General features: G+C 66.5%; 6 protein-coding genes. 4 read left to right on the plus strand and 2 right to left on the minus strand.

Features of this window, described 5'->3' with window-relative positions; genetic code table 11:
* Positions 1 to 840 (minus strand): WD40/YVTN/BNR-like repeat-containing protein (locus EWM57_RS20320; protein WP_129923138.1); only part of this gene is annotated, 840 nt, incomplete at its 3' end.
* 163 nt (positions 841 to 1,003) lie between these two features.
* On the opposite strand from EWM57_RS20320, the gene EWM57_RS20325 reads away from it, so the two are divergent.
* Both EWM57_RS20325 and EWM57_RS20330 read left to right on the plus strand, forming a co-directional pair.
* Positions 1,004 to 3,076, plus strand: coding sequence for an ATP-binding protein (locus EWM57_RS20325; protein ID WP_129923139.1), 2,073 nt, complete (start codon positions 1,004 to 1,006; stop codon positions 3,074 to 3,076).
* Entirely contained in the window at positions 3,048 to 3,674 is a 627-nt protein-coding gene (locus EWM57_RS20330; RefSeq protein ID WP_129923140.1) for a response regulator, read from the plus strand. Before EWM57_RS20325 ends, EWM57_RS20330 begins: the two co-directional genes overlap by 29 nt.
* Here EWM57_RS20330 and EWM57_RS20335 read toward each other — a convergent pair.
* Positions 3,671 to 4,333, minus strand: a complete 663-nt coding sequence (locus EWM57_RS20335) for a hypothetical protein (RefSeq protein ID WP_129923141.1) — start codon at positions 4,331 to 4,333, stop codon at positions 3,671 to 3,673. The two genes, EWM57_RS20330 and EWM57_RS20335, sit on opposite strands and share 4 nt — an antisense overlap.
* Before the next feature lie 305 nt (positions 4,334 to 4,638).
* Here EWM57_RS20335 and EWM57_RS20340 point away from each other — a divergent pair, with 305 nt between their 5' ends.
* A complete protein-coding gene (locus EWM57_RS20340; RefSeq protein WP_129923142.1) occupies positions 4,639 to 5,370 on the plus strand; it encodes an SDR family oxidoreductase in 732 nt (243 codons plus the stop codon).
* Positions 5,371 to 5,569: 199 nt separating this feature from the next.
* Positions 5,570 to 5,983 (plus strand): DUF4394 domain-containing protein (locus EWM57_RS20345; protein ID WP_242510161.1); only part of this gene is annotated, 414 nt, incomplete at its 3' end.

Genomic DNA, 5,983 nt, shown 5'->3' on the forward strand with positions numbered 1-5,983 from the left:
AAAGGCCGCCGTCTGCCACGTGGCCCCGCCGTCGGAGGTCTGGTACAGGGGAGCGTTATCGGTGAAGCCGTCGGTGCGGGAAAACAGCGCCAGCCCGTGCTGGGCATCGGCAAAAGCCAGGGCCCGGGGCCCGTTGGGTGTGAACGTGGCCCCCGACAGCACCTCGCTCACGCTCCAGGTCAGCCCACGGTCAGTGGAGTGAAACACCCGGGAGGCGGTGGTAGACACCCAGATGTTGTTGCCCACCACGGCCGGGCGGCTCACCGACGTCAGGTATTCATCATCCGTGAGCAGGGGCAGGCTGCGGTTCGCCGTCCAGGTGGCGCCTCCGTCGGCCGTGAGGTACAGCACCAGCCGGTCACCGTTGTCGGCGTCGCCGAGGCACAGGCCGTGGGTGGCGTCAAAAAAGCCCACGTAGTTCAGGCTGCGGTCGGCCGTGGCGCTGGTCAGCGTGAGCATAGGCTGCCAGGTAGTGCCGCCGTCGGTGGTCCGCAGAAGCTGGCTGCGGGTGGAGCCGATGGTCGTAACCCAGGCCGCGGCGGCGCTTTGGGCCGTCAGGGAAGTCAGAACTTCATCGGCGGCCAGGCCGGGCACCGTCCGGGTTTGCCAGGCGGACCCGCCGTTGATGGTGCGGGCCACTTCCTGGGTTCCGATGCCCTGGGGCGTAAATAGGCCGCTCGGGTTGCTGCCCACGGCCCAGGCGGCCGAGGCGTCGACGGCCTGTAGTGAGGCCGGATAATACGTAGTGCTGCTAAAGGCTACGGGTTGGCTGACCCACTGGGCATGGCTGGTCGACAGGCCCAGCAGGCTGGCACACAGGAAGAGGAAAGGCTTTTTCATAGGAGTTGACCGGAAAGGAAGTAGGGGGAGGAACTGTTGCAAAGGTCATGGCCCTTGACCGGTCCTGAAATCGCCGGAAAGCAGGATTTTCCTCTACTGGAAAACCAGTAATTTCATTTCCAGCGCAGGTTTTTCCCCAAATAGCCCGCATGTTTGCCTCCGCATGGCTTCACTGCTCTCCCTCCTTTGCACGCCCCGATTCTCCCGCAGCCGCCTGGCCCCAGGCTTGCTGCTGGCGGCCTTGAGCCTGCCCGCGGCGGCCACTCCTCCCCCGCAGCTGCCCGACAGTCTGGTCCGCGCCCTGCGCACGGCTCCCACCGACACTGACCGGGTGAAAACGGCCCTGCGCCTGTCGGCCGCCCTGGCAGCTACCGACACGGCCCAGGCCGGCCGGTACGCGCACCAGGCCCTGACGCTCAGCCGCCGCCGCGGTTATGACTACGGGACGGCCTACGGCTGGCTGCAGCTCTGCACCCTGGCCATCATCCGCCACGACAATGCCGCGGCCGCCTACTACGGGGAGCAGGCCCAGCGTGTCGCCGACGCCCTGGAACGACGCACCCCGGGCGCCCCGCGGCTGGGCCGGCTGCGGGCTTCTATTGCCAACAACCGCGGCAACGTGGCTGACCACCTGGGCCAGTACGAAGCCTCCGCCCGCTATTACCTGCAGGCGGCTACGCTGCTCACGTCCCTGCGCGACTCCCGCACCCTGCTCACGGTGTACTGCAACCTGGGCAACAGCTTTCAGGTGCTGGGCCAGCCTGCCCAGGCCGCACGCTACTGGCGGCAGGCCGTACGGCTGGGAGCCGGCCCGCCCGCGGCGGCGGAGTTGCTGCCCGTGTATCTGCAGCTGGCCAGCTGGCACCTGGCCCAAGGCCGGCCGGACAGTGCGAACCTGGCCTTGCAGTCGGCCCGGCCCCTGGCCCGGCCGGGCAGCCTGTACACCGGCGAGTACTACGGCACGCTGGCGCAGTATCAACTGGCAGTTAAGCAGTTGCCCGCGGCGCGGCGGGCCTTTGAGCAAGCCATGCCTCATTTGGCCCAAAAAGGCGCCCTGGGCTACCAAGCCAAGGTGTTGCTGGGCCTGGGCCAGCTGGAGGCGCAGGCCGGCAACCTGGCCCAGGCCCGGACTCAGCTCCAGCGCAGCCTCGGGCTGAGCGAGCAGCTGGCCGACCCGCAGCAGGTGCTTGAAAACCTGGACGCGCTTACGCGCGTGGAAGACGCCGCGGGCCAGTGGCAGTCGGCGTTGCGCTACTTCCAGCGGCGGCAGCGCCTGCGCGACACCCTCGCCGGCACTGCCGTGCGCGAGCAAATCAACCAGCTCGAAACCCAGTACCGCACCCGCCAGCAGGCCCAGCAGCTGCAAGCCACCCGCCAGCTGCAGGAAGCCCAGCAAGTGGCTCTGAACCAGCAGCGCCAGCTCAACACCATCTACCTGATTTTACTGGCCCTGCTGACCGTCGGGGTGGTCTTGGGCATGGTCCTGCTGCGCTACCGCCAGCGCCTGGCCCGGCGGGCGCGCGCGCAGGAACAAACGATGCTTACCACCCGGGCCATGCTGCAGGGCCAGGACGAGGAGCGCCGCCGCGTGGCCCGCGACCTGCACGACGGGCTGGGCGGCATGTTGTCGGCCGTAAAGCTGTACCTGAGCTCGATTCGCACCCGGGGCGGGCTGCCGGCCGAGTCGGCTCCGCTGTTTGAGCAGTCCATCGACCACCTCGACAGCTCCATTGCCGAGCTGCGCCGGGTGGCTCGTAATCTGATGCCCGAGGCCCTGCTTTCCTTTGGACTGGCTCCGGCTCTGCACGATTTGTGCCTGGCCGTGCAGCAGGCCGGGGCCGTGCCGGTCCAGCTTACCACCCACGGCCTGACGCCCCGGCTGGCCCCGGCCACCGAAGTGGAGCTCTACCGCATCGTGCAGGAACTGCTGACCAATGCCCTGCGCTATGCCCGCGCCGGGCAGATTCTGGTGCAACTCATGCGGCACGACGACGAGCTGCACCTGGTGGTGGAAGATGATGGCCAGGGCTTTGATATCACCACCAACAAGCCCGGGGTGGGGCTGCGCAGCGTGCAGGCGCGGGCCCAGTACCTGGGCGGCCACCTGCAGGTTCAGTCCCAGCCGGGCCAGGGCACTTCCGTGAGCCTGGAGCTGCGCCTGCCCGCCGTCGCATCGGCGGCTTCCTCCCCCACCACTTCCTTAGCTTATGACGCCAATTCGGGTAGTACTCGTTGATGACCACCGCATGCTGCTGGCCGGCCTGCAAACGCTGCTGCAGCCCCTAGACTTTGTTTCGGTTGTGGGCACGGCCACCAGCGCGGCCGAAGCCTACGCCACCGTGGCCGCCCACCAGCCCGACGTGGTGCTGCTCGACATCAACCTGCCCGACCAGAGCGGCGTGGATGTGTGCCGGCAGCTCACCGAAACGCACCCGAATCTGAAGGTACTGGCGCTGACAACCCTGCAGGAGAAAAGCTACGTGACGCGCATGATGCAGGAGGGCGCCGCGGGCTATGTGCTCAAGAACGCGTCACCCGAAGAGCTGGCCGAAGCCATTACCCGGGTGCAGGCCGGCAAGAAGTACTTCAGCGACGAAATCCAGGAGCTGCTGCTCCAGCCCGAGCCGACCCCGGCCGTGCGGCCCCTGCTCACCCGCCGCGAGCGGGAAGTGCTGGGCCTGATTGCGGGCGGACTCACCAGCCAGGAAATGGCCCAGCAGCTGTTCGTCAGCGCCCTGACCATTGAGACGCACCGCCGCAACCTGCTCACCAAGTTCGGCGTCCACAACACGGCCATGCTGATCCGGCTGGCGGCCGAGTACCAGCTGCTTTAGCGGCGGGGGCGCTGGTTGTAGCGCTGAATAATGGCTTCCAGGTCGGCAAACCGGCAGCCCGGCGCTCCGGCGGCAACTTTGGCGGCCAGCTCCTTGTCGTCGGCCAGGAAGGCGGGCACCTGGCTGGTGAAATTTTCGGGCGTTATCAGCAGCGGCACCCCGGTTCCGCGGCGCAGGTACCACGAAGCCACGGCCGTGCCGGGCGCGCTGGTGGCCGGGGCTCCCAGTACCGGCGCCGAGCCCAGGTACGTTGCCACCAGCGGCGGGGCAGTCATCTGCACCAAAAACAGCTCTACGGCCCCGGCCTGCCGGCGGGCTGCCAGCCGGGGCATTTCGTTTTTATCCGGCGTCAGCAGCTCGGAATACTGCCCTTGCACCCGCATGCACTTCACTTTGTTGATGGCCAGCAGCTTGGGCTTGGATTTGGGCTGGGCATCGGGCGGCAGCACGTAGTAGGGCACCATCATGTCGACCCCGGTGGTGGTGGCCGGCAGGTAGGCCTGCAGGCGGCGGCCGTCGCGCAAGACGAGGGTGCCCCAGGCAAACTGCTGGTTCATAAAGCCCCGCACCAGGCGCGTCGTATCACTGGCCGGGGGCGCGGTCGGGACCGGCCCGGAGAGCAGCTGGGCCCCCACCACCAAAAGCGTAGTAACAAGCATAGGGTGTCTCGCCTCTCGGTCCGGCAGGATAGCCAGCCCCGGCCGAAAAGGTGCCGCAACTTAGCGCATAAACCCTTTCGAAGAATGGCTCTCCCCAGCTAATGTCGGCTTCGATCCCCAAAATACTGGTTTTCCAGTAGGGGCGGCCGCCCGGCTGGCCATCCGGAGCACTGGCTCAAAAATGCCGGCTGGGAACGTTCCCGGACGGTTTTTTTGGCTAAAGCCCGAGCCGGCTGCCCAAAACCGGGTTTTATTTCAGTAAACTTCGGTTTCAACCCACCTACCACACTCCTCTCTTTCGCCTTATGAAACGCGTCCTCATCACCGGTGCCAACCGCGGCCTGGGCCTCGAACTCACCCGCCAGTACCTGGAGCGCGGCGACCAGGTGTTTGCCGCTTCCCGCCAGCCCGACTCGGCCGCCGACCTGCAAAGTCTGCAAAGCCAGTACCCCGACCAGCTCACCCTGCTGGCCCTCGACGTGACCAGTGAAGATTCCCTGCACGCTGCCCACGCCGCGGTGGCGGCCAAAACAGAGGCCCTGGACATTCTGGTCAACAATGCCGGGATTCTGCCCGGCCACCCCGGCGCCGGCGTCGGCGACGACCCCGGCACTCAGCGCCTGGGCCAGCTGCGCTACGCGGATGCCATGCAGGTGCTGGCCACCAACGCCGTGGGGCCGCTGCTGGTCACCCAGCAGTTTTTGGATTTGCTGCGCAAGGGCCGCAAGAGCCGCATTGTGAGCATCTCGACCGGCCTGGGCTCGCTCACGCTCAAAGCCTCCGGCAGCCAGTACCACTACAGCGCCAGCAAGGCGGCCATGAACATGTATATGCGCACGCTGGCCGCCGAGGCCGGCCACGACGACATCGTCTCCATTATGGTAGACCCGGGCTGGATGCGCACCGACATGGGCGGTACCGGCGCGGCGCTGCTACCCGCCGACTCGGCCAGGGGCATTATCCGCCTCACCGACCAGCTCCACGCCGAGGAAAACGGCAGCTTCGTGACCTGGCAGGGTAAGCCTGTACCGTGGTAGCCGCCGCGCTCCAGCGCCCAGTTCACCTAAGAAAAGCCGCTCCAGACGAAGCGGCTTTTTTGTTGCCAGAGTGGTACTTACTCGGCGGCGGCTTGAATTAAAACCAGATTAAATATTCAGTTAATACAATCCGTCTTTCCCTAGGGCGCGTAACTCTCTGCAATCCATGTATTCTTCAGCTTACCCAACCCCGACCTTGATGAAAACTACCTTTACTCGCTGGAGTACGGCGCTGCGCAGCGCTGCCCTCGGAACCCTGCTGGCCGGAGCCACCGCCCTGCCCGCCGCCGCCCAGACCGTGTACGGCCTGACCGGCACCAACACCCTGATTGCCTTTAACGCCACCGCGCCGACCGTTGCGCTGAGCAACACGGCCATCACGGGTATCAACAGCGGCCAGACCATCGTCGGCCTCGATTTCCGGCCCAACACCGGGGAGCTGTTTGCCCTGGGCTACGACGCCGCGGCCCAGACCGGCCGGCTCTACGTTATCAGCCTGACGACGGGCACGGCCACGCCGGTGGGCACGGCGGCCGTGTCGATGCCGCTGGGAGGCACTGGCGCCCGCATTGGCTTCGACTTCAACCCTACCGTGGACCGGATCCGGGTGGTG

Source organism: Hymenobacter persicinus (assembly GCF_004167665.1).
GTDB classification, from domain to species: Bacteria; Bacteroidota; Bacteroidia; order Cytophagales; family Hymenobacteraceae; genus Hymenobacter; species Hymenobacter persicinus.

Bases quoted from the DNA above. Each gene is read 5' to 3' on its own strand.
- EWM57_RS20325 (WP_129923139.1), top strand. From the start codon at position 1,004: ATGGCTTCACTGCTCTCCCTCCTTTGCACGCCCCGATTCTCCCGCAGC.
- EWM57_RS20330 (WP_129923140.1), top strand. From the start codon at position 3,048: ATGACGCCAATTCGGGTAGTACTCGTTGATGACCACCGCATGCTGCTG.
- EWM57_RS20335 (WP_129923141.1), bottom strand. From the start codon at position 4,333: ATGCTTGTTACTACGCTTTTGGTGGTGGGGGCCCAGCTGCTCTCCGGG.
- EWM57_RS20340 (WP_129923142.1), top strand. From the start codon at position 4,639: ATGAAACGCGTCCTCATCACCGGTGCCAACCGCGGCCTGGGCCTCGAA.